The sequence below is a fragment of the Taibaiella lutea genome, from assembly GCF_008629695.1.
In the GTDB taxonomy this organism is placed as follows: Bacteria; Bacteroidota; Bacteroidia; order Chitinophagales; family Chitinophagaceae; genus Taibaiella; species Taibaiella lutea.
The window spans coordinates 127,309-152,504 of the sequence record NZ_VWSH01000002.1 but is presented as its reverse complement, the minus strand read 5'-3'; the positions used below and the strand labels follow the sequence as shown (position 1 = coordinate 152,504).

Sequence of the window (25,196 nt, the reverse complement as noted above, 5' to 3'; positions counted from 1 at the left end):
ATAAAAAATCAATAATTTCCGCTTCGTTACACGAAGTATTACAACTATTATTATGATTTCCAAATCAGCAATACTATACTTTATAGCATTCATCTTAGCAACACATCTGGCTTTCGGGCAAAAGAAAAACTATCAGATAGATGCGGTTGCCTTTTATAACCTGGAAAACCTGTTTGATCCTGCTGATGATCCGAACAAGGATGATGAAGAATTTACACCTGACGGCAGCAATCATTATACCGAAAAGATTTACAGAAGGAAATTGCATAATCTTGCCACGGTACTTTCTCAGATAGCAATCGATAAAGTGCCTGATGGACCTGCCTTCTTTGGTGTTTCAGAAATAGAAAATGAAAAAGTGTTGCAGGATCTTATCCAGGAGCCGGAATTGAAAGACAGAAAGCTTCGCATCGTACATTTTGAATCGCCTGATCTAAGAGGTATTGACGTTGGATTCCTGTATAATCCTAAATTTTTCAAGGTATTAAATGCTATGCCGATTAAGGTTGATATATCCAGAAACGGGAGCAATGAATTTACCAGAGACGTGCTGTATGTCGAAGGATTGCTCAATGGCGATACGGTACATGTTATGGTCAATCACTGGCCTTCAAGGCTTGGCGGAGAAAGCGCCAGCATGTGGAAACGAAAACTTGCAGCATCTGTTTGCAAGAACAAAGCAGACTCTATTCTGAAACAAAGACCCGGAGCCAAAATTATTATCATGGGAGATCTGAATGATGATCCTATCAGCCCAAGTGTGGCACAAGTAATAGGTGCACAGGAAAAGGATAAGGCCATGAAATCAGGGCATTTTTTTAATCCATGGATTGCCTATTATAAAAAAGGGATTGGCACTTTAGGCTACAACGATAGCTGGAATCTTTTTGATCAGATTATTCTTTCAAATGGTTTCATAAAACCTGAAAAAGAAACATGGCAGTTTTACATAGCAGAGATATTTAACCGCCCTTTCATGAAAACCCAATCAGGCCAATATGCAGGATATCCGCATCGTTCCTTTTCCAATGGTAATTGGATTGACGGTTACAGTGATCACTTTCCAACCTATGTATATCTGATAAAAGAAATAAGCCAACCGAATAGTAATCAATCAATAATGGAGAAGCCTTGATGTTATTTTATTGAAATAGAATATTGATAATAAAAAAGCATGGCATAATTGCCATGCTTTTTTATTATGTCCTTTAACACAACACAAATAATTTTACTGGGCAAGTCCGGTTCTCAAAGCATGTCCGACAAGCGCCGCCGTACTATTTACTTCCAATTTTAAAGAGAGATTAAATTGATATTGCTTTACGGTATTGGTGCTGATACCCAACTCTTTGGCAATATCCTTTTTACTTCTGCCGGATGCAATCAATTGAAGTACTTCTTTCTCCCTCGGGCTCAAAGTTGTTTTAACAGAAGCTTCCCGGGTACGGCCCTCGCCAAGGTTTGCCATCTTCTCCTGTAATGTGGGTTCTATGTAGATTTCATTGTTGCTGACTGCTATAATTGCTTTCTTCCATTCTGCTGCAGTTGCATGTTTCATAATATAGCCCTGTGCCCCAAGCCGTAACATTGTATTCGCACTGATGGCACTGTCGAGTACACTGATGGCAAGAATCTTTATTTCCGGATGATTTTTTTGTAGTTGCTGTGCTATCAGGTCTCCGTTTTGATCCGGCAATAAAACATCCAGCAGCAAGACTTCCGGTTGAATTCCTTTTTCGATATCTTCAAAAAATTCAGCAGCATTAGACCAGGTATGTGTAATGCCAATCAACTCATCCTCTTCAAACATCTTCACTATACCATTTACTACCACCGGATGGTCGTCCAGTATTGCTGTATTAATCTTCATTTGATTCAATTTGGTTTTCGGGGGTTTGTTGATTACTATGTTCTTCTATAAAAAGAAACCATCAAAAAGACAGGTATTATCATTAAAATGTTGGCTTATATGGTATGGCAATATGAATAATAGTTCCTTTACCTTTTGATGATTCAATGCTCATGATGCCTTTCAATGATTCTACACGCCAGCTTATGTTCCTGAGTCCGTTTCCTTTACGGTCTGATTGTCTGCTTATGCCTTTACCGTTATCTTCTATTATTATTTTAACATCTCCTTCTGATAACACAATATTAATAGCCGCAATTGTTGCAGCAGAATGTTTTACAATATTGTGAACGGATTCCTGAACAATACGGAATATATTAAAAGAGATCGTTTGATTCACCGTAGCCCAGTCACCATTGATATACAACTGAATCTCCAATCCTTTTCCTTTGCTTACTTCCTTACAAAAATTATCTATAGTTGCTTCCAGTCCCTGCAAGGTTATCGCTTCGGGTATAAGGTTATGAACAGTGTTGCGGAGTTCTTTTGTAGTTGCCCGGATTGTTGAAATAATAAGTTCAATCTCTTTATCCTTTTCATTCGTAAGATGCCTGGACCTGTAATCTTCCAACTGGCGGGTCATGGTTAATAACATAGCGCCGATACCATCATGGATTTCACGCCCTACTCTTGCCCGTTCTTCCTGTTCTCCTTCAAAAAAGGATTTTAGACGAAGCCTCTCGACTTTGTTTTTGATACCGGAATGATAGTTTCCATTTAAAAAATACTTGATTGAGAACGGCACTTCTTTTATGTTTTTAAAAGATTTAGAGAACAGATTTATAGTTGTAGCAACTGCGAAATTAACCACTAAAAGACCCATTTAACAGCATTGATATCAAATGATAATCTAAAAATAATCATAGCTCAAAGCATATAGATTTTTGAGTATTATGGTTGTGTTACTAAATAAAAAATCAATGATTCAATTAACTGATTAACAGCGTATCTACATGTTTGTAAAATATTTACATAACTAACGGATTATATGCCAGGGATACAAGCCAAAGTAATTTTGTCCATCAAAGAGCATTGTTAAAACATGCTTTTATAAATAAAGAAATTGCATTATCTGAGTGCTGATATTATGTGATTATTAATAGTCGTTTTTTCTCAAACGAAAATAATAACACCTCGGTCTTCTGATACAGCATTATAAAAGTTACAATTATTATGTCCATGCGTCAATTGAAAATTTCCAAATCTATTACCATAAGAGAAAGCCACTCTTTGGAAAAGTATTTACAGGAAATTTCAAAAGTGCCGATGCTTACTCCGGAGGCGGAAGAAATAGTGTCAAAGAGAATAAAGAATGGAGATCAGGAAGCGCTGCAACAGTTAACCATGGCCAATCTTCGATTTGTTGTATCAGTTGCAAAACAATATCAGAACCAGGGACTTAGTTTAAGTGATCTTATCAATGAAGGTAATGTAGGATTAATAACTGCCGCCTCAAGGTATGATGAAACAAAGGGATTCAAATTTATTTCTTATGCTGTATGGTGGATTCGACAATCTATTTTACAGGCTTTGGCCGAGAACAGCCGTCTGGTACGCCTGCCACTCAATAAAGTTTCTCTTAAAAATAAGCTTACAAGAGAATACAATGTCCTCGAACAAAAATATGAACGCACTCCTTCTGTCGCTGAACTGGCACAACATCTGCAACTAAAGAAAGATGTGGTGGAAGACTTGCTCAGTACAACTTTTAAGCCCAAAAGTATTGATGAGCCTATTATTGAAAACGAAGAAGGCACATTAATGGATATATTAATTAATTCCAATGCAGCCAATACTGACAGAGCACTTACACACGATGAATCATTAAACACAGACCTTATCCGCTCCTTAAATGCATTGCCTGCAAGACAACGTAATATATTGATATTATACTTCGGCATAGGAGGTGAAAACCCTATGCCTCTTGAAGACATAGCATGTCGCTTTGATCTTTCAAGAGAACGCGTAAGACAAATTAAAGACAAGGCTTTGGAAGCTCTGAAGAAGAGTGACCGGCTTAATCTATTGAGATCCTATTTATAGCATCATTTTGTTCAAACACAATATTAAAGTAATAAGCATTTTAAATAACAATCCGGGTTTTTCAGCATCCAGTTCCCAATATTTCTTATGAAAACACATCTATATTTACTAAAGGTTGTAACAACATGCATGACTTTGCTGTTAGCTTGCAACCACAGCTTTGGGCAGCTTACTATTACACCCGCACAAAGCGCAAATACGCTGGCACAAAGTCTTGCGGGCTCAGGTATTACAATTATCAATGCATCGCTTACATGTGCTGCTCAGGCAAACGGACAGTTTACCGCTGTGGCCAGCAATCTTGGCATAGACACAGGTATATTACTTACTACCGGTCAGGCCATATTTGTTGCAGGAAGCGAACCCGGGCTTACCAGTTCTAATAACAATACGAATGGCGATCCTGCGTTACAGGCGCTATCCGGAGCTGCTACAACTCGCGATGCATGTATACTACAGTTCGATCTGATACCAAAAGGAGATACAATTAAGTTCGATTATGTATTTGGTTCTGAAGAGTATATCAACTCTATATGCGGGCCTTATAATGATGCATTTGCATTTTTCATTTCAGGTCCCGGAATATCAGGCTTGCAAAATATGGCACAAGTGCCCGGCACTACCATTCCGGTTGCGGTCAATTCCATTAACAGCGGCACTCCCGGGCTATATGGCAATATTGTCAATTGTACCTCCATGGGACCGGGAGCGCCATTCACAACTTATTACAACAACAATCAGAATGGCGCTACGGTAGCTTATCGCGGGCTGACAAATGTCCTGGTGGCTTCTCATGCCGTTAACCCATGTGATACTTATCATTTGAAACTTACCATTGCAGATGCATTGAACGGCTTGTACGATTCAGGGGTTTTCATTAAAGCAGGAAGCTTGCAGTCAGCCAGTTTTGGTCTTGATATTGCAGGTGCTGTAAATGTTGCAGGCATACCATCTATCTACAAAGGTTGTTCATCAGGCAGCATTACATTCAGTCGCTCCGTTGCAAAACCGACACCACAAGTGCTTTCTTATCAGATCTCCGGTACGGCAGTCAACGGAATAGATTTTTCAGCTATTACAAATACTATAACAATTCCTGCAAATGCAACACAGGCGGCACTTTCGATAAGCGGACTCATAACGCCGCCTTCAGGAATGAAAACGCTTAAGCTTTACCTGAATGCTCCTTATAGCTGCAATGGCATGACTGAAATAATTGATTCTGTTGAAATGCAGATTTTTGATGCGCCACATGCTATTCTGCTTTCTCAGGATACAACAATTTGTCAGGGTGCAACATTTCAAATGCAGGTTGACGGCGACGATAACCTTACTTATAAATGGACGCCTTCTCAGGGGTTAAATAATGAAAACATTAAAAATCCTATCGCAGATCCTGAAGAAAATACGACTTACATTATGCGTGCATATATTCCTGATAGTGGTTGTGACACACTTACAGGTGATGTTACTATTAATGTACTGGTTACACCATGGTCTACAGATGCAGGAAGCGACATTAATGTTTGTGAACACTCCCCCATACTGATTAATCCGGCTATAGTTCCCGATAATACTGATTTTACTTATCTATGGAATGGTCCGCAAGGATTTAGTACAACAAACAGAGAGTTATCTCTTCCGGATCCTGTCATACCTCAATCGGGTACTTATACTTTTACCGTAGACGGCGGAATTTGCGGTTCTGTAAAAGATTCCGTTTATATTAATATCGTTCAGTTTCCATTGCCTCCGCAAGTAACTTCTCCACTAAGAATATGTCTTAACAGCAAAATGAAACCTATTGATGTTACAGGTAATGACCTTAAATGGTATAAGGATGCAGTGGGAGGCCAGCCAATAGCAGAGCCGGATGTTAATACATCAAGAGAAAGTAATGAAGATTATTATGTCTCTCAGTCTTATGGTGCCTGTGAAAGCGAGAGGACTAAACTGACCATAATTGTAGAACGCTGTTGCGATGACTTCATATTCATTCCTTCTGTATTTACACCTAACAGCGATGGCAAAAATGATTTATTTGAAATTTCGTTGAAGGCAGAAAGCAGGATCATGAATGTTGAAATATTTAACCGTTGGGGCCAGCTTGTATATCACCAAAATAGTAACAAACCCTGGGACGGCACATTCAACGGAGTGAACGTTGATATGGGCAATTATTATTACAACATATCCTATACATGCAAAGACGGAACAGTCATGAATAAGAAAGGAGAAGTCCTTGTTGTTCGATAAACCCTCTTATATTAAAAAGCTTCAAAACCGGGAGTGTCTTTCATTTTTTATTATGAAAAAGAAATTTTTACAGCTCGTCTGTCTGCTGTGCCTTTTACTTACGGTAATTATACCCGCAAAAGCACAATCTATTTATACTTATTCCAATGCCACAAATGGTGCTTACGCATCGCTTGCTGCGAACCTTACTGCATCAACTCTGGCAACGGTTGGTTCCTGGGGATCCAATACTCCATGTAGCAATGGAGGAGGCATCAGCGGTATTACTGTCAATCCTTCTTTCGCTACATTTAATCCTGCCAATGCCAGCAGTCCGGCTTTGAACGTAAATATCACACCTAATACCGGGTACATGATAAAAGTTACTTCAATGTCTGTAAGTATGCGCAGAAGTGGCACAGGGCCGACAAAAGCAAGGTTGGCATACAGTATTGACGGTGGTACTACATGGTTTAATAACGGAACGGATTATGCTCCAAATAATAATAGCTGTGGTAGCTTCAGTTCAGGTAGCTGGACATTAAGCACACCGCTGTATGTTTGCTCCGGAATGTTGAAAGTGCGGATTTACTACTTTGCTGCAGGAGCCTCGACAGGAACCTGTCAGACTGCAAACCTGGTTGTGAATGGAACTGTAACACCATTACCTGTCCCTTCGTTGACTATTTCATCAAGCACGTCCGTGCCACCGCTGTGTGCAGGAACAAATATAACTTTCACAGCTGCGCCTGTAAATCCGGGCACTGCACCGACTTATACGTGGAAAAAAAATGGATCAACTGTAGGAGCTAATAGCAATATCTATTCTGATAATACACTGACAGGCTCTGATGTTATTACTTGCGAAATGAACAGCAATGCACCTTGTGCGTCAACGGCGGCCGTTTCCAGTAACGCTGTCAGCGTACTTATCATCCCCGCTATCACATCAAATGTTGCAGATACTATATGCTATGGTGAAAGCCTTGCATGGGGTACACAAACGCTTAATGCAACAGGTACTTATTCGCAGGTATTTACTTCTGCACAAGGTTGCGACAGCACTGTAACGATGAATCTTTTTGTACGGCCTGAAATTACGCATGCATTTGCTGATACAGCTTGTTTCGGAGATAGCTATACATGGGCATCCCAAACATTGAATACAACGGGTACTTATTTTCAAACATTTCCTTCTTATACAGGTTGCGACAGTATTGTAACTTTCCATCTTTTTGTACGTCCTGAAATAACACATGTATTTGCAGATACCGCCTGTTACGGAGCAACTTATAACTGGCAGTCCCTGGCCCTGACTGCAACAGGCGTTTATTCACAGACATTCCCTTCTTATACAGGTTGCGACAGTAATGTTACATTACATCTTTTTGTGCGTCCTGCAATTACAAAAACCTTTGCAGACACCATTTGCGCATTGGCAACTTATACTTGGGCCGGGCAATCATTTACAACTACAGGTACTTACAATCATACCTTTACTTCCTATACCAGTTGTGACAGCGTGGTGACCTTAAATCTTTTTGTAAGGCCTGCAATCACAAAAACTTTTGCAGATACCATTTGCGCATTGGCAACTTATAACTGGGCTGGGCAATCTTTTACAACTACAGGTACTTACAATCACACATTTACTTCTTATACCAATTGTGACAGTACGGTAACGTTACATCTTTTTGTACGTCCTGCAATTACAAAAACTTTTGCTGATACCATTTGCGCATTGGCAACGTATAACTGGGCAGGACAATCTTTTACAACTACAGGTACTTACAATCATACTTTTACTTCCTATACCAGTTGCGACAGTACGGTAACGTTGCATCTTTTTGTGCGTCCTGCAATTACAAAAACTTTTGCTGATACCATTTGCGCATTGGCAACTTATACTTGGGCAGGACAATCTTTTACAACTACAGGTACTTACAATCATACTTTTACTTCATACACCAGTTGTGACAGTACAGTAACGTTACATCTTTTTGTTCGCCCTGCAATTACAAAAACTTTTGCCGATACCATTTGTGCACTGGCAACCTATAACTGGGCAGGTCAATCATTTACAACGACAGGAATATATAACCACACTTTTACTTCTTATACAAATTGTGACAGTACAGTTACGTTACACCTCTTCGTAAGACCTGCAATTACAAAAACATTTGCAGATACGATTTGCGCATCTGCAACGTATAGCTGGGCAGGACAATCGTTTACGACGACAGGAACTTACAATCACACATTTACTTCCTATACCAGTTGCGACAGTACAGTAACGTTACATCTTTTTGTGCGTCCTGCAATTACAAAAACTTTTGCAGACACCATTTGCGCATTGGCAACTTATAACTGGGCCGGGCAATCTTTTACGACTACAGGGACATACAACCATACTTTTATTTCTTATACTAATTGTGATAGTGTTGTTACGCTTCATCTGTACGTGTATCCGCTTATTTCCAATACGGTTAATGCAACTATTTGTAATGGCAGTACTTATCTGTTTGGCACGCAAGTAATAAGTGTGGCCGGCACATATAATCACGCTTTTCAGGCCATGAACGGTTGCGACAGCAATGTGACATTGATATTGAATGTGACTCCGGTAATCACAAATACCATATCTGATACAATATGTTATGGTGCTTCCTATAATTGGGGAGCACAGGTTTATACGGCAAGCGGTTCTTATAATCAAACCTTTACTGCATCAACTTCCTGTGATAGTATTGTTACATTAAATCTTACAGTCAGCCCTCTGATAAGCAATACGATAAACGATACGATTTGTTATGGAACTACCTATACACTTGGAACACAAGTACTGAATGCCTCCGGAACTTATAATGCAACGTTTACTGCTGCTACCGGCTGCGATAGCATACTAACACTATATCTCACAGTAAGTCCTCAGGTTGTTACAAACATAAGTAATGCTATATGTTATGGCCAAACTTATACTTTAGGAAGCCAGGCCTTGACAACAACGGGAAATTACACTGAAATATTTACCTCTGCAGATGGTTGTGACAGTACGGTTCATCTTAACTTATATGTAAGTCCGCAACCGCCGACAACTATAATAGATACGGCTTCTTGTGGTTCCTTGTTTTTTGAAGGCACGCTTTATACTTCAACTACTACATTGACAGATACGTTCCACACTTCACTGGGTTGCGACAGCCTTTACAGAATTGTAAATATTGTTATCAATAATAATACGCCTCTGGTTCAGACTATTGATACAATGGGTTGCAATAGTCTTGTGTTTGAAGGCACAGTTTATACCACAAGCACATCATTCACAGATACTTTAAGAAACACATTGGGCTGTGATAGTCTTGTCCGGAATATAAATATCATAATAGGAACCAGTGGAACTTATAATCTTGACAGAGAAATATGCGAAGGGGATACATTCCATTTTGATGGGCAGCATTATACTACAACCGGTACTTATGCTTTTACATTTAAGAATAAAGCAGGGTGTGATTCACTTATTAATATAATGCTTAAAGTAAATCCTTTACCAAATGTGCAGTTAACCGAAGCAGAAGTGCTCAATCATTGTATCGGCGATTCTGTATTATTGCTGGAATCAGGCGCGTCTGCATTTAACCTGGTAACGGGCTTTGGAGAGCAGGATAATAATGCATTGCACGCATTGCTGATTGATCCTAAAAATACCATTGCAATAGAAGGGATAGACGCGAAAGGTTGCAGGGACACGGCTTCAATTGTGATTGACGCGCAACATTGCTGCGACATCTGGTTACCTAATGCATTTAGTCCGAACGGAGATGGCCTGAATGATGAATTTATACCGAAAACCAAAGGACATCCAAAAGAATATGTGATGCACATTTTTGACAGATGGGGACAGAATATCTTTACTTCCTTTGATATAGAAAAGGGATGGGATGGAACTATTAATGGCAAACCTGCAGCGATATCAACATATCACTACTTCATTTCCGGCAAATGTACCAATGGAGAACCGGTAAACCTGAAAGGAGGAATTACATTAGTCAGGTAACGGCAGAACCGGATATATAGTATCCTAAAAATTACGAACACCTGTAATGCGGCACAGATTCAATATTTTGAGTCTGTGCCGTTAAGTTATATGAAATATAAAAGGCTGTTATTTTGCACTTTTGACGGCACTCTTCTTAACAGTTTTCTGAGGAGATTGCTTCTTTGGTGCCGGAATGGCTTCAGCAACAGCCTCTTTTTCCTTCGTTACTTCATCTTTCTTAACTGTTTTCTTTTCTGTGACCATCATTGGCTTAACAGTCACTTTCTTTTCTTTTTTAACAGATTCTTTTTTGGGTTGTTCAGGTTTTTTAAACCCTTTAGTAAAAAGCTTTACTGCTTCATCAATTTTATTATTGAACTTCTTTTCTCCCCAGAGTTCTTTCAGATGACCCAGTGATTGGTTCAGTTGATTTTTGATTTCAAGACTTAGAACCTTTTTGTCAGGAGCGTTTTTGGCGTTTTTTTGCATATTGGTTTTTATTAAACTTAACACAAAGATAATATAGCTTAAGCTGTTTCAATGTTAAGTTTTTAAAGAGTGTTATTCTCTGCAGCTAAACCGTCAGGGTTACAAAAACTTCACATTAAGATATTATTACCACGCGCACAATATGCCTATTTTGGCGGCCTCATAAATTTATATTGGTATTAATGGAACGTTTTACAGGCCTGATAGGTATTGTACTCATACTCGGAATTGCTTTCCTGTTTTCCAACAACAAAAGAAGAATAAACTTACGCCTGGTGTTCAGCGGGCTTGCCTTACAGTTATTTATTGCAGTGCTGATTCTTCAGGTACAGCCGGTCAGGCATACATTTTCCACTTTGGGTAAAGGCATGCAGAAGATAGAGCAATTTGCAAAAAGAGGAACTGATTTTGTATATGGAGGTGTTGTAGTAGACAATGGCACATATCCTGCATCCCAAATCCGTATCGATACTGTTATTAATAAAGATGGTTTACGGGAAATACATTATTTCTTAAAAAGAGGCGGAAGCGGAATGACGGAAAGCATTGCCACACCTGTCATCAACGCAAACGGCGAATATGTTGTGCATAATAACTATTCACGTAACGGATTTGTTTTTGCTTTTAATATTACAGCTATTATAATTCTGGTATGTATCCTGGTCGCCGTTCTTTATTATATCGGTTTGATGCAGGCTATCGTTGCCGTTATTGCAAAGGGTATGAACTATATCATGCAGGTAAGTGGTGCAGAGGCATTAAGCAATGTAGCAAGTGCATTCGTTGGTCAGATAGAAGCACAGATTATGATACGTCCCTATCTTAAAGGAATGACGAAAAGTGAACTCCTTTCTTCTATGAGCGGCAGTCTCGCATGTATTGCAGGCGGTATCCTTGTTGTATATTCCAATATGGGAGCCGAAGCAGGAATGGATATTGCCCCCACTTTAATAATGGCCAGTCTCATGGCCGCTCCCGGCGCATTGGTAATTTCAAAAATTGTATTTCCCGAAACAGAAGAATCACAGACCAGAGGCAAAATCAAACTTGAACTTAAAAATGAATACACGAATCTGATTGATGCCATTTCGCATGGCGCGATTGATGGTTTTAAAATTGCAATGAATGTAATTGCAATGCTTATTGGATTTATGGCTTTGATAGCATTAGTAGATTGGTGTTTATTGCATGTCGGACATATTTTCAATCCGGCTTTCAACTTAAGCCTGGATTGGATATTTGCAAAGCTGTTTTATCCGTTAGCATGGGCGATGGGCATTCCCGATGGCGATATTAATAATGCGGCTACATTGCTTGGCCAGAAGCTGACAGTAAATGAATTCCTTGCTTTTAAGAATCTCACTTCCATTCCCGGGTTTATTAAAACTCCGAAAGGCCTGGCTATAATAACTACTGCCATTTGTGGCTTTGCCAATTTCAGCAGTGTCGGGATGCAAATAGGAGGCATCGGCGCATTAGCACCCGAAAGACGTGCAGACCTTGCCCGCTTAGGTTTAAAAGCCTTGCTTTGCGGTACATTGGCATCCTATTTATCAGCAAGCATAGTCGGAATACTGATGTGATATTTAGCAAGACATCTAAATAAGAAAGCCAAACTCGTATTGAGTTTGGCTTTCTCCACTACAAAGACTAAGAATACTAAATTTTATTTCTTGTTGATCTTAACGGTTTGAACATTTGCATCATCATGGTATTTCACAAGATAGATGCCGTCTGCCAGGCCATTCAGGGACAATGAAATTGTAGTACTATTGCTTATTGACTGCGATACAAGCACTCTTCCGGTAATGTCCGTAAGTTCTACCTGACCTTTGCCGATAACATCCGAAACACTTACGGAAACCTCTGTGGAAGCAGGGTTAGGGAATACATTCAACCTGAAAGTATTGCCGTTCTTAACTTCTGCAGAAACAACATTGCTGTATTGTCTGGAACCGTCGGCATTCATCAGTATCAACCTGTAGTAATTGATGCTGTTGAATGGTTTGGTATCTGTGAAACTGTAATCGCTTGGCGCATTGCCTTTGCCTTCCATTGTACCTATTGCTGTAAATGTCCTGGCATCGCTGCTCCTTTCAATAATGAAACGGTCATTTGCAGATTCGGTTTTCGTATCCCAGTTTACAATATTCACCGCACCTTCATTATGTGCAGCTATTTTGCCGATTGTGATATTCAACGGTGAACCGATAGTGGTGTTGGCAAAGAAACCGGAGAAACCGTTTGGAGAATAAACTGTTACTTCCCAGAATCCATTGGTATTCCATACAACGCTTGTCGGAAGCAATATGTCTGAGTTCGTTGCATCATAAGTGCCGTTAGGCCCTGTTGTGCCTGATGAAGGAAGGCCGTGGAATGCCCTGATACGAAGGTTTGAATTATCCGGCAGGATAGCAGGATAAGAAGTCGTACCAACGGATGCAGCGTTGTTATAAGCTGTGAAATCTGCGGTGGTGAAATATAATTTCAATGTTGCAGGCAGATTCGCATTCTGGCTTGGAACTACATCAACATACCTTCCTACGAATGGCTCACCACCCGGAGTTGCAGCAGGTGTACCTACTGTTACGTTTGCAGTAACGGTTCCAAGGTTGTTTGCACTGGTAACAGCAGCAATCAAATCACAGGAAGCATCAGTATAATATTGGGTACCTGCTCCCGGTTGGTTCATTGCACCCGAGGTTGTACTTGATACAGGTACTGCTGTAGCGGCCGGTGCCGTCAATGTCGTAGTGCCTGCAATAGTGTTTGAAACGCATGAACCTACCGTGTTTACCACTTTGAAGTTGGTATAAGCACCTTGTCCGAGGATAACTGCAACATATTCATTTGTGCCGTCATTTGAGGAAACCAATGCATTTTGAGTGATGGTGGCGCCGCCATTTTTCTTGTAAGAAACATTATAGGTTCCTGCGGCATTCACTTTCAATAAAACATAGCCATCTTCAGAACCGACACATAGTGGGTCGGCAGAGTCAAGCATGGATGCCATAACAGGTGATGTAATGCCATAAGTTCCCAGGAATTTATTACAGGTTGCAGGGCTTGCAGGATTGGCAACCCATATATCCAGGCTGTCACCGCCGCTTAAACCTGAGAATACAGGAGAAGGCTGCCATGTAGAAGGCACTGTTCCTGAATTAGCAGGAGATGAACCATAAGTATAGCTCAGTCCATTATAATAAATACCCAGATTATCAATGGTATGCTCTTCTGCAACACCACCCGTACGTGCAGCTATAATCTGTGTCCAGCTTGACTTGTCTGCATTTGTATAAGCTGCAGGTAACTGTACGGCATTAAAGATAACAGTACCGCCTACGGTAAGCGTCAGCTTGTTGCTCGCAGAAATAGAAACAACTACTTGTTTATTGGATGCAGCTCTCCAGCTTGTATTGTTGGAATAACCTAACATGGTTGAACTCGTAGTTGTACTGATACCACCAAGTGTAGCATTGTTCTGCCCATAGGTAAGATATATACCTGCTATGCTTGTACCGGAGGTACCGTAAGCATCAAAGGAGATAATCAATTTATCACCGATACCTTGTTCAAGGCCGGCGGTAGTGCTATATACAAGGTTATCTCCAAAGCTCCAGGAAAGTCCGTCAGCTCCGCTTGTAGGAACAGTCAAAATGAACTTTACACTATCCAGATGACCATTGATACTTGTTGGGTTTTTGATTACAAAACCTCCGTTTTGGCTTGTGGTATTCGGTGTTAAAAGAAGGCGGTTACCGGTAATGCTGGCACCTCCTTTTAATTCAGCATATGTCGTATTTAAAGTAGACGAACTAAAGTCATTGCTATACCATACAGCCGCGGAGTTTCCTGAACCGGGCCCCTGAACATTTCCAACTACGAAACTTCCGTCACCATTGGCACAAGAAGCATTTGTTGTAGTAACATTCGCAACAAATCCGGCATAGAACGTTACGGTTCCAGTATCAGAAACACTGCTTGTACAGTTTGTACTTCTTGCGAATACGTAGTATTTATAACCACCGCCTACAGTAGGTGTAACAGTAAAGGATGTGCCGGCCTGCCAGTTACCAATTATTGTTCCGACCGTATCTGTAAGCGAGTATTCCATAGTGCCGTCAGTTGTTGCAATAGGTGTAACATTAATTGTAACAGGTATATTAGCGCCACATGTATTTGCTGCAACAGCAGTAGGAGTAAAGGCAGCTATCGGCCCTACAGTTGCAGTTCCTGTATTAATACAACCATTTACATCAGTACCGGTTACGGTATAAGTAGTGATCGCAGTAGGTGTTGCCACAACAGAAGTACCGGTTGCGGCACTTAAAGATGCTGTCGGAGTCCAGGCATAAGTATTTGCACCGGAGGCTGTTAAAGTAGCACTACCACTGGTACAAAACGCACCCTGAGCCGGAGAAATGGCAACGGTTGGCAGCGCATTAACCACCACCTGAGCCGGTGTAGAATAAGCGGTATCAGGACCTGCACTGCAAATCAAACGACAACGGAAACTGGTGGTTTGCGTAATTGTCGGAGATGTTGTAGTAATGCCGGTAGCAGCGTTCATATTATCCCAGGTTGTACCATTTGTCGAGGATTGCCATTGATAAGTGATGCCTGAATAAGTGATATAATTATTAGTTAATGAAAGATTGGTTGTTCCGCTGACGCATAAGCTGGAAGCGGAAGAAATTGTATTACCCGGTGCCGGAGCGCCTGCACATGCAGTTTGGGCAATAACATTAACTGTATAATCTTCCGTTTCACTATATGTCATTACGGCGCATGGATCTGTAACATTACCGGACCACGCCAATCTCACACGCATACGGGTAGGCCCGGGAACTGCGTTTGAAGGGATAGCAATAGTTCCGCTGAACGATGAAGCATAAGTTGTATTTTGCGTATACACAAATTCACCCGGATCCGATAAATCTCCATCCTGATTCCAGTCAACAAAGATACCCATGTGATCCGTACTGAAAGCTGTAGCCGAGAATGAGAATGAAGTATTAGCTACCGCAGAAACCTGCATAGCTGTAAAATCATTATATCCGCCGGGTACATTTGTACTTGAATTTGAAATGTTAGTTATACCTCCGGTTGTCGTAAAGTTGGTTATATAACCGCTTGTAGTATTAGTATAAGTATTTGTACAATAGCATTGTGTAGGCGGATTCTGACTAACCGTATAAACATTGGAAACAGAAGAGTCACCTGTCAATGTACAATTAACTATGCAACGATAATCCTGGCCAGCTGTTTGTGTAGCAACACCATAAGAATAATTGCTCACACCGATAGTTGGCGTAACAGTGCTTAATGTAGTCCATGTATTTTGTCCTGCGGGTGATGACTGCCATTTCAACAAGATACCATTATTGGAGCTTATGCCTGAAACGTTCAAAGTATAAGCGACGTTAGGGCATACACTTGTCGCAGTGGCTGTCAGGGCCGCTGTTGCAGGAGTTCCGCTGCAGTTATTAGCTAATGTTAAGAAGTTGATAGGACCAACCCAATCAGAATAAGAGCCGCTACCGCAATCTGTCCTTATAAATGCCTGATATTTTGTAGCAGCAGATAAGCCTGAGTTAATAGTGTAGGTATTTGCTCCGGTATTTCCGTTTATGCTTACAATGGTACCATTATCTGCATAAGTTCCAAGCGCGCCATAGCTAACCTGATAGTTGGTATTTGTTCCGTTGCCTGTCCATGATATAGTGGCTGCGGAAGCTGTAACATTGGAAGTATCGCCAACAGCAGCAGGCAAAGGACAAGGCTGATTGGTATTCGGCACAATACCGATAGCCAATACGTTCATAGTTTGTCCTGCATTACTGAATTTGATACTGTCAATAGGAATTAAACGCTTGGCAGTCTGAATACTGATTGCTGTATCATGAAGATAAGGCCCTGTTTCCAGACTGTTATTGGTCCTGTTCACACGACCAACGGCAGATGCAACATTATTGCCGGATCCATACCAGTCAGGGAAGCCAATCGTTGCTACCTGAGTAGTACCATCATGGAAATAAATTGTAGTGGTGGTGGTAGATGCACCTGAACCACTGACACCCATGATGTTAACTTTGTTTGCCCGTTTGGAAGCAAGGAACCGGGCTGTGCCGGAACTGCCGTTAGGCATTCTTATGGAATTATTGTTATCATAAAAATTGAGAATATATTTCCTAAGGCCATTTTTAACAATCCTGTTATTAGGAACAGAGTTGGCCGGGGCGGCATTTGTAGATATAGCCTTAAAGCTATTTGCCACCAATGCCCAGCTTGCACCGTCCACATCATTGGTTGTAGAGGTAGAAGCCGCGCCAATGCCATTAGCTATAACATCGGCATTAAACCCTGCAAAGCTCACAGAAGTAAGCGTATCGTATGTAGTTGCAAAAGAATAGGAAACCCATGAACTGGTATCGCCGGCACTACAGAAAGTACGTGCATACAATGTATAGCTTGTACCCTGAGAAAGACTGGTAAAATACAATGTTGTGTCTGTAGAAGTACCACCACTAAATAACCCGGTTAATCCGGAGCCTGCAGCAGTACCATCTGTGCGCAATTCATAAATATAATTTGTTGGTGTATTACCTGCGGGCGGAGGACTGAAATGAGCAGTAGCAGTTGTATTGCTTAAACCTGTTACACTAAAATTAACTGGGAATACACAGACACCCGATACACCAATAACGTTAAAGGCATAATCTTCTGTTTCTCCATAATAGATAGCGCCGCAAGGAGCCATCACATAAGAATAATAGCTGGTACGGACACGCATCCTTGTATTGCCGGTTACAGCAGAAAAAGGCACTGTAAACGATCCTGTTACAGTAGCGGAAGAGGTTGATGCACTTGAATAAACATTTTCTCCGGCATCATCAAAATCTCCATCCTGGTTCCAGTCAATATATATACCTCTTGTTTCTGAAGCAGAACTTCCGGTAAGAGAAAAATTCACCACATTGCCTTGTATGGCACTGGCAGACATAGTTGCTGAATAATTGATATAAGCACCGCTGGCGGCTGTACCGTTATTGGTTATATTGGTAGCGCCATTTGTAGTTGAGAAACTGGTTATGTAATATGAAGTTGATGAGGTAACGGTAGGAACACAATAACAAGATGTAGCAGGACTTTGTCCGACATTAATCAGAGCGGATGTATCGCTGAGTCCTGATCCTGCACAAACCAGATAACATCTGTAATCTTTAGCGGAAGATTGTGTACCCGTATAAGAAGAAGTCGTAGCCCCGGAAATGTTAGTGAAAGTTCCGGCTCCGGCAGGTGAGCTTTGCCATTGATAACTGATGCCGGGCCCTGTAGTATTACCGGTTAAGCTCAATGTAAAAGAAGTGGTAGGGCATACCGGCGTTACTGTTGTTGCTGCTGTTCCTCCGGTAGGAGTTCCGGCACAAAGAGTATTGAAAGTAGTCCCTAAAGTCCATGCGCTGGTATCTGTCGCACTGGTACATTTGGAACGTACATATAATTGATAAGTAGTTGACGATGTTAACCCCGAAGCAGAGGCTGTTGTTCCTGTTACGTTACCGGATGTTACGCCCGGATCTGTAATAGGGTTACCGCCATTGGCCACAATTTTCCAGTCATAACTTTGCGGACTGGTTGTTGCTGCAGTCCAGCTTAAAGCAGCTGTTACTGAAGCGGGTACAATGGTAATAGCAGAAGAAGGAGGAAGACAAGTAGCAGTATTGGTTACGGCTAAAGTATAATCCAGATAATTACCATAACCAAAAGCACCGCAGGGAACTTCACCATTACCTGCGCCGCCGCCATTTGCCGAACGGCTCCAGATCCTTAACCGGTAATTACCGGTGATGATATCCGGCGGGACAGTTATAGTAAAAGGATAGGTATGCGGATCACTTGCAGCATAATCCGGCAAAGCCAGCAGCTCACCTGCATCCAGAAAGTCGCCGTCATTATTGAAATCTGCGGCAATCCCGATACTCATCCATCCATGTGTTATTATGGAAACAGAGGTGCTTACACCGGCATTCAAACTGACTGTTGTACTGACGCTGCCATTGCTACACGAGGCTGGGCTGGCCATAAAAGATCCGATAATCACTGAATTTGTTCCATACACGCCCCAACTACCACATCCGCTGGGATAAGTCGGATTACAATAAGTCTGGGCCTTTGCAGAGAGTGCAGAGAAGATTGTTGCCACGGGCAGTGCAATCAAAGGAATCAGCTTTCGCCAATAGTTTTTTTGCTTTTGGTAATAATTCTTCATTCGAAAAAATGGTTAAAAAGATGAACACTCAACAAGAATAGCATCGCGATAGGGTTTATAGCAAATGTTTATCGGTTGAATATTAAAACATTATAATCAATCTGCCGGATGATGAGAACATCTTTAAATGGCAGTAAAAGAATTTAAAACGGGCAAACCCGGAAGCTTAAATCCGATTCAAAAAAATAAAACTGAAAAACTTGGTTATTGTATTACGATTGGTCAACGCACTATTACAAATATGCAATTCAAATCTATGCTTATGTAAAGAACTGCACACTGATGCGGTTGTAATTGGAATATCAGTATAAATGCTTTTCCGATTCAGAAAATATCAGATGCTGAAATAATTATTATAAAAAGGAATCTATTTATGGAAGGGTTTTATTTCGTTAGCATCACAAAATCAATTATGACTCTGTCTTAAAATTAATTACAAGTTAATTAATTAACAATTTATCATTCAGTCTTTAGTTTAAACAAACGTTTCAGCAATCGCTCCCGATATCAATTTATCATTAGTACTAATACTTAAAGAGAACACATGAATCAATGCGTTGTCAAAATCAAGATTGCACCTACATGTAAATGGCGACTAAAAGTTAAAACAATTAACGATTAAGTAATACCAAAAGGAGGTTATAGGTTATTTAGGATGTAAATAGCTTCAGATGTTTTCATTATTGGAAATAAACATTGAATATCTCCTTCTTAAGATTGTAATAAATAATGAGTACACTAATAAGGTTTATTATAAGATTATTTTTACTTTGGTATCCAGTTTACTCTGTAAATATCAGTACACCAACCATTTAAACCGAACCCAAGAAAAAATTCTTTTTACGATGCGGAAGAATAATCACCTTTCTGCCTATACAGCAACTACTCGCCAGTCCGGGCATTTCAACTCTATAAATTGCGGCTAAACAAAGCTATGTTATACATCTCGTGCTGAATATTCAGGACTAACACAATCTTTTCTAAAAGAAAACTCTTTTCGTCACCCCTTAACTTGATATTATAAATGAACTCTGATTCACACAATTCGCTGGTACAATTCGATCTCTGTATGTGTTTGTCTGAAGATGCGATTAACACACAATTGGAAACAGCCTGGGCTTCCTGGAAAGCCCGTAAAAAATGGGATAACAAAATTTCGCTGTTCCTTACTAAAGTGGACAAAAAAACAGGTGTGCAGACACCTTCAAGAGAAGGTATTAAAAGTACCATTGCTCCGCTTAAAATCAGCCTGAATGTACCAAATGGAAAATTTGGTCAGGTATTGGTAACGCTCACTTTAGATGAGGGTACTGTTTTCTATCGTGGCGATGATGGTATTGAAGAAGAGACTATAGAAGACTGGAACTTTAGCTTTATAGCCGATCTGGATAAGAAGCCTGTTGATATGGAGGCGCTTAAGAAGATAGATCCCAGCGCTTTTCAGGAAGCTAATGAACTAATCGACAGTGCGAAAGAAAGTAAGAAAGACCTGAGTGATTCCGTATTCTCTATTGAATACCTGTTTATGAAGTTCACTAATGTGGATACTATGCTTATTGACAATAGGAGCTCTTCCATTCCTAAGAACGCGAATGAGGACGCCGTGATTGTTGCCAAACGTGCCATTGGCAATTTACTGAAAGGCGAAATGAATGATCAGTTCATATTAGGAACGGTGGTAAGGCGCACAAGCCGTAAATCAACACCTACATTCGCCCTGACGGATTTTATCTTCCATGTACATACGCATCCTGCTGTTTCAACACTCGACTATTTGGGAATGTTATCTGACAATCCATTGCCAAATGATATAAACGCAGCCCGCTCTTTGATCACGTCCCCCTGGATACAACCGGAACTGATGAACGGTGAAACCCAACTGCTGAATGGAGCTATGATCATCAGTAAGAAAAGCTACTTTGATTTTTACCTCATCCCATATATCCTGAAGGTATTGGGTGCAGATAATATATCTTATGAAAACCTTCGCTATAAATTCAGCGATTCGAAACGTAATACAGGCAAGCAGGATCTGGGACTTTATTTCGCAAGCTATGACAATGAGAACAAATGGGAAGTCAACATGGAAATAGTGCCGGGTACAAACAGAATTAAAATCGAAGGCTTTATTGATACCAAATTGTACCTTGACCTGACGACACTCTCACAGGATATTGGACACCTGCACCTCAAAGGCCATAATAGCCTTTCCGGATCAATTACAATAAAAGGGGATACACCAGTGAACGGACAACGGCAACCGGAACCCGAAAAATTCAATATTCAATTAGATGCTGATATCAATTTCAAAGGAGTGGAAATGAAGGAAGATAATGTCAGCGGGCTTATTGAGTTTTCCCAGGCATTTGAATCTGTTTTAAAAACTTTGAATATTATCGGAGAAACCAGCGTAGAGCGGATAAGGAAGGGACAAGCCGATATGGTGAAACTTATTTCAGACACTCTGGAAGCAAAGCTTAACAACCTGAAAATAGAAATGAATAACCATGCCTTCATTCCACCCGGAGGCGGTGTATTCTCTTATCAGAACCCTCATTTCTCCAGCACCGGGAACTTATATATCGATGCTATTTATCATTCCGCTTAAAACACCTTCCTGTTAACCTTTTGAAATCATAATAATGGAAAAACAACCAAATGTTTCAAGAATATCTATCGGAAAAGACACCGAGAAGAAATTAAACCTTACTATAGGTACTGATGTGGTGGATTATATGGAAGCCGCCCGTCTATTTGGCAAAGAAAGCATCAGTGCTAATCCACGTACGCTTTACCAGCAAAGGCTTATATCCATACCCAATAAGAAAAATGCAGTAGTGACACCTATGTTCCTCAGCATAGGTACACAGCATGAATTGTTTCTTGTAATCCATGACGGGAGCGCTAATGGCTGGACACAATATAACCTCGGCGTAGCTTTCGGAAAAGATGCGAGAATCACGGCGGTCGGTGCTGATTATACGGAGAAGGATAATATCTCCATTGCTGTTGCCGTTGCTGACAGCGCTGACACAAGCGGGCCACAGCGCAGCCGTATTTTTATAGCTTATAATATCAAAAGTGCAACTGCAGACTGGAATGACATTAAATGGACAGATTACGGCACACGTGGAAACGTGGATGTTACCGGTATCCGTATGGTTCATCATGGGAAATCAGTTACCACTGTTTTGGTAGGTAACGAAAACCAGAAAGAGCAGTTTTATCTGATCAGTGATAAACTGCAGGAAAAATTATTCAGTAAATGTATTGTCTTCGATGCAGTTACAGACTTTGATGAGGTAACCAGTTTTAAGGCCGGTGTTTTATCTTACACCGGGGCAGGTTTATTTGTGCTGGGAAAAAGTAAAGGCACACAGCGATTGGTATTCCGTGCTTTCCCAAAAATCACGGCAGCAGGCAAAGCCGGCTCCAACCCTCCCGGTGTTCAACTACCCTGCCCAGAAAATGCAATGGTGATTGAAACCGGCATGGTAACAGAAGATGGCAGCAGTCTCTACATCGGAGGGACAGGCATTTACGTACTTCCGGCTAAAACACTAATGGATATGGAAGATGCTGTACTACAGGAAATTGCCCCCGCCAGCGAAGCTACCAATATCAATGAAATATTGGTAGCCGAAAACGGCGATAAAACAGTTTTGTGTTCTTTAAATCTTGAAGGTAAGCTGCAACAGTTTACTTACAATCCTGGTGAGAAACATTGGAGCAGCTTATTATTGCGTAAGGACATTGCAGAAATCGCTTTAGCGCATGGTGATGAGAATGTGTCGGCATCTATGCTTGTTATCAATCGCAGGCATCAATGCTTTTTCCTGATGCGTGATGAGGCTTACGGCAATTGGAGCGAAGCAGCGCTTACCATAAAAGACAGTGATAAAGTAACGAAAGTAACTTGCTATTCCACTTGTTTCCGTCTGTTTGATGATGCGGATGCACCGTTGGCAGGACATAAAGTGAAAATATCAGCGTCCGTGCTTTCTGCCGTTATCATCAATCAGGAAACCGTTTACCTTGGGCCCGGCATACCCGACTATGAAATAAGTACTAATGAAATGGCATCTATAACCATTTATGATAAGGCAAAATCTTTCACGCCTGCAACTTATCGCTTTAAAATAGATGGTATTGAAGAAGCAATTGATGTAAATCCCGCTAATGGCATCTTTGATACTTTCAAAAACATCAGTGCATCTGAATTACAAAAGGCAACGGTTCAATCGGATACCGGTACCCCTTCTTATCTGTTACCTGATGAATACCGCAATGGTAATAATGAAGAACTAACGGCGGTTACACAAACCTTAAATCAGTTATCTAAAATCAGCACAGGCCCCGGCACAGTATCAGGCATTCAAAAAGTTTCGGCCGGCGATTTTTTCAGCTCGCGTTTGGCAGCTGTTGGCACCTCTTCTGATTTTCAGTTAGGCTTGCAGGTTAATGCAAACGGAACGATTGCCTTAAGACAGGATACAGGCATAGACTTTGCCCGGATAGCCAACGACGCCGGAAAGTTTATTGCAGGGCTGGGTGATTCCATAGCAGACTTCTTTACAGGGTTGGCACACAAAGTAACTGAAGGTTTTACCTTCCTTGTAAGAAAAGTAACAGAGGCAGCAGAAAGTGTATATGAATTTGTATGTAAAGTAGGCCAAAGCATTAAAAAGTTTATCGTTAGCACGCTCGAAGAAATCGGCGGTTTCTTTACATGGCTTTGGGATAAGATAAAAGTAGGCGTAGAAAAGGTGTGGGACTATGTCAAATTCCTGTTCAACTGGCAGGATATTCTATTGGTAAAAGATACCATTAAAGAATACCTTTCCAACAGCGTAAATACAGTGAGCGGCTATATTCCTAAGCTAAAGCAAAAAACGCTGAGTGGCATTGATACATTGCTTGCCAATCTCGATACCCTGCGCGAGCAGTTAAACGTGCCTAATCTTGGAAAGGATGACAGGATAGCCAAGGTTGCAGCAGATAATACACCTGCCGAATCGAAAGCTGATTCCGATAAGATTACCGGCAACAGTATCTTTCAATGGATCATGCAAAAAATAAAAGATGCTTTCAATTATCTTATCTCTATGGATATCGATAAAGAACTGGAAGCATTTTTTGATAGCCTTACGGGTTTTATCAGCGGAACATTGAGTGGTCTGTTCCAGGAACTTTCCACAACCTTCAATAACATCAAACGAAATGTAGGAAGCGTGTTGGGAGATAATTTCAGCATCTCTGATCTTTCTTTTGAGAAGATAAAGCAAATTGTATTAATTGTAGGTTTCGATGTAGTAACCGCACTTATAAATATTATAAGAAAGATTGTGGATGGCCTTTTCACACTTATGGAAAAAGCTTTTTCGCTGTTCCGCAAACTGATGTTCGGTACTATCCGCTTCCCTTTCATCGAAGATCTTTACAAATTAATTACATCCAAAGAACTGGATACTTCTTTCACGGTAGCCGATGTCATTTCTATGTTGGTTGCAGTGCCGGCAACGATTGCCATGAAAATTCTTAAAGTTGATGCAATAGACAAAGAAGCAGGCAGGCCGGTTATACAATCTGACATTGCAATACCTGAAAAAATATCGCTCTTCAAAAAATATTTTGCCAAAGAGATTGATACCGTTACACAGGTAGGCAAATTTGCAGCCATATTTATTCCTGCCGTTACATCCTTTCTGGATGTATGGTCTGTTGGCGGTGCTTACCTGGAAGGCAAACAAGCCGCACCAAAAGTCTTTGGCTTCTTCTCCGGCCTGGCCTTGCTGGCCGGCGCTTATTCGGTGTATGCAGAAGCCAGCGAAATTTCCATGACGGGCTCACCTGTGTTGGTAGCGCTGGAAGTAGGCGCTGCTGCTTTCGGGGGTTTTGGTGTTATTTTCTCCGGCTTGTTCTGGTTAGGAGATGGCGTGCAGAAAAAAGGGCTGAAGACCTTTGAAGCCGTAACCTATGGCATCAGGGCATTCCTGCGTATTCCCATATTTATCCTTAAAGAAAAGAAAGGATTGAAACAGGTATTTGAATTGAGTACCGGCCTGATGAAAGATGCAGGAAAAGTATGTGCCTGTGCTGCTATCCCGGTAGAGGAGCCGCAGTCCAAAGCCTTGTTGGTTATTGGTAACTTTGGTTTCAGCTATTTATCTATCGGCACCGGATTGGCTGCATTCATGATAAAAGATTAGACA

The 25,196-nt window shown here is 40.9% G+C and carries 12 protein-coding genes; 8 read left to right on the top strand and 4 right to left on the bottom strand.

Features of this window, described 5'->3' with window-relative positions; genetic code table 11:
* Positions 1 to 52: 52 nt before the first annotated feature.
* On the top strand, positions 53 to 1,135 hold the full coding sequence (locus F0919_RS07945; protein WP_150032223.1) for an endonuclease/exonuclease/phosphatase family protein: 1,083 nt from the start codon (positions 53 to 55) through the stop codon (positions 1,133 to 1,135).
* Positions 1,136 to 1,228: 93 nt separating this feature from the next.
* On the opposite strand, the gene F0919_RS07940 is transcribed toward F0919_RS07945, so the two are convergent.
* Together F0919_RS07940 and F0919_RS07935 are read right to left on the bottom strand one after the other, a co-directional pair.
* Positions 1,229 to 1,870: a response regulator transcription factor gene (locus F0919_RS07940; protein WP_150032222.1), complete on the bottom strand. Its 642-nt coding sequence runs from the start codon at positions 1,868 to 1,870 to the stop codon at positions 1,229 to 1,231.
* An 82-nt stretch (positions 1,871 to 1,952) separates the two neighbouring features.
* Positions 1,953 to 2,732: a sensor histidine kinase gene (locus F0919_RS07935; protein WP_150032221.1), complete on the bottom strand. Its 780-nt coding sequence runs from the start codon at positions 2,730 to 2,732 to the stop codon at positions 1,953 to 1,955.
* Positions 2,733 to 3,088: 356 nt separating this feature from the next.
* Between F0919_RS07935 and F0919_RS07930 the strand changes: the two genes are divergently transcribed.
* The 3 genes from F0919_RS07930 (at position 3,089) to F0919_RS07920 (ending at position 10,241) form a co-directional block, all read left to right on the top strand.
* Positions 3,089 to 3,952, top strand: coding sequence for a sigma-70 family RNA polymerase sigma factor (locus F0919_RS07930; RefSeq protein WP_150032220.1), 864 nt, complete (start codon positions 3,089 to 3,091; stop codon positions 3,950 to 3,952).
* 87 nt (positions 3,953 to 4,039) lie between these two features.
* The gene (locus F0919_RS07925; RefSeq protein WP_150032219.1) at positions 4,040 to 6,208 is read left to right on the top strand and encodes a choice-of-anchor L domain-containing protein; all 2,169 of its coding nucleotides are present in this window, start codon (positions 4,040 to 4,042) and stop codon (positions 6,206 to 6,208) included.
* A 52-nt stretch (positions 6,209 to 6,260) separates the two neighbouring features.
* Positions 6,261 to 10,241, top strand: coding sequence for a T9SS type B sorting domain-containing protein (locus F0919_RS07920; RefSeq protein ID WP_150032218.1), 3,981 nt, complete (start codon positions 6,261 to 6,263; stop codon positions 10,239 to 10,241).
* A 108-nt stretch (positions 10,242 to 10,349) separates the two neighbouring features.
* Here F0919_RS07920 and F0919_RS07915 read toward each other — a convergent pair whose 3' ends face one another.
* Positions 10,350 to 10,712, bottom strand: coding sequence for a hypothetical protein (locus tag F0919_RS07915; protein WP_150032217.1), 363 nt, complete (start codon positions 10,710 to 10,712; stop codon positions 10,350 to 10,352).
* A 182-nt stretch (positions 10,713 to 10,894) separates the two neighbouring features.
* Here F0919_RS07915 and F0919_RS07910 point away from each other — a divergent pair, with 182 nt between their 5' ends.
* Positions 10,895 to 12,295: a NupC/NupG family nucleoside CNT transporter gene (locus F0919_RS07910; protein ID WP_235903475.1), complete on the top strand. Its 1,401-nt coding sequence runs from the start codon at positions 10,895 to 10,897 to the stop codon at positions 12,293 to 12,295.
* An 83-nt stretch (positions 12,296 to 12,378) separates the two neighbouring features.
* On the opposite strand, the gene F0919_RS07905 is transcribed toward F0919_RS07910, so the two are convergent.
* Positions 12,379 to 18,984, bottom strand: coding sequence for a GEVED domain-containing protein (locus F0919_RS07905; RefSeq protein WP_150032216.1), 6,606 nt, complete (start codon positions 18,982 to 18,984; stop codon positions 12,379 to 12,381).
* Positions 18,985 to 19,111: 127 nt separating this feature from the next.
* Between F0919_RS07905 and F0919_RS18415 the strand changes: the two genes are divergently transcribed.
* The 3 genes from F0919_RS18415 (at position 19,112) to F0919_RS07895 (ending at position 25,193) form a co-directional block, all read left to right on the top strand.
* Entirely contained in the window at positions 19,112 to 19,252 is a 141-nt protein-coding gene (locus F0919_RS18415) for a hypothetical protein (RefSeq protein WP_190277313.1), read from the top strand.
* A gap of 756 nt (positions 19,253 to 20,008) precedes the next feature.
* Positions 20,009 to 21,592 (top strand): hypothetical protein, encoded by a 1,584-nt coding sequence (locus F0919_RS07900; protein WP_150032215.1) that lies wholly within the window; start codon positions 20,009 to 20,011, stop codon positions 21,590 to 21,592.
* Positions 21,593 to 21,626: 34 nt separating this feature from the next.
* Positions 21,627 to 25,193 (top strand): hypothetical protein, encoded by a 3,567-nt coding sequence (locus F0919_RS07895; protein ID WP_150032214.1) that lies wholly within the window; start codon positions 21,627 to 21,629, stop codon positions 25,191 to 25,193.
* Positions 25,194 to 25,196 lie beyond the last annotated feature (3 nt).

Excerpts from the sequence above, each read along its gene's own strand:
- F0919_RS07905 (WP_150032216.1), bottom strand. The coding sequence starts at position 18,984 with ATGAAGAATTATTACCAAAAGCAAAAAAACTATTGGCGAAAGCTGATT.
- F0919_RS07940 (WP_150032222.1), bottom strand. The coding sequence starts at position 1,870 with ATGAAGATTAATACAGCAATACTGGACGACCATCCGGTGGTAGTAAAT.
- F0919_RS07900 (WP_150032215.1), top strand. The coding sequence starts at position 20,009 with ATGAACTCTGATTCACACAATTCGCTGGTACAATTCGATCTCTGTATG.
- F0919_RS07930 (WP_150032220.1), top strand. The coding sequence starts at position 3,089 with ATGCGTCAATTGAAAATTTCCAAATCTATTACCATAAGAGAAAGCCAC.
- F0919_RS07945 (WP_150032223.1), top strand. The coding sequence starts at position 53 with ATGATTTCCAAATCAGCAATACTATACTTTATAGCATTCATCTTAGCA.
- F0919_RS07925 (WP_150032219.1), top strand. The coding sequence starts at position 4,040 with ATGAAAACACATCTATATTTACTAAAGGTTGTAACAACATGCATGACT.
- F0919_RS07910 (WP_235903475.1), top strand. The coding sequence starts at position 10,895 with ATGGAACGTTTTACAGGCCTGATAGGTATTGTACTCATACTCGGAATT.
- F0919_RS07935 (WP_150032221.1), bottom strand. The coding sequence starts at position 2,732 with ATGGGTCTTTTAGTGGTTAATTTCGCAGTTGCTACAACTATAAATCTG.
- F0919_RS07895 (WP_150032214.1), top strand. The coding sequence starts at position 21,627 with ATGGAAAAACAACCAAATGTTTCAAGAATATCTATCGGAAAAGACACC.
- F0919_RS07920 (WP_150032218.1), top strand. The coding sequence starts at position 6,261 with ATGAAAAAGAAATTTTTACAGCTCGTCTGTCTGCTGTGCCTTTTACTT.
- F0919_RS07915 (WP_150032217.1), bottom strand. The coding sequence starts at position 10,712 with ATGCAAAAAAACGCCAAAAACGCTCCTGACAAAAAGGTTCTAAGTCTT.
- F0919_RS18415 (WP_190277313.1), top strand. The coding sequence starts at position 19,112 with ATGGCAGTAAAAGAATTTAAAACGGGCAAACCCGGAAGCTTAAATCCG.